The following is a 295-nucleotide window of genomic DNA, read 5'->3' on the forward strand; positions in this document are numbered from 1 at the left end:
ACACCGGTGGCAAGGTCTCCCCCGCCCCGGACAACGATCAGGTCATTACGCTTCATGGCTCATTCCCCCGGTTCCAGACGCTGCAAAAAGACTTCCATGGAGCCGCCGCAGGCCGCAATGGCCGCGGCATCGCTGGCCCCCTCTGTGGTAAAGGCGGCCAGCCTGCACGGGGGATCGTGGGCATCCTGTGCGAAAGCGTCTGCTACGGCTACCAGCAGCAGGGCCGGGGCATCCTGTGCGGCATTGGCATCAACCTGGCCCAGCCGCAGAGTTATTTTGATGCCGCCGACCTGCC

Annotated in this window: 1 pseudogene; it reads left to right on the forward strand. The window is 64.7% G+C overall.

From position 1 onward, the window contains the following. Window positions 1–295 (forward strand): annotated as a pseudogene (locus P0G09_RS19420) (hypothetical protein); the annotation flags it as partial.

Origin of the sequence: Faecalibacterium sp. DFI.5.82 (genome assembly GCF_029076575.1) — a bacterium.
GTDB lineage: Bacteria > Bacillota > Clostridia > Oscillospirales > Ruminococcaceae > Faecalibacterium > Faecalibacterium duncaniae.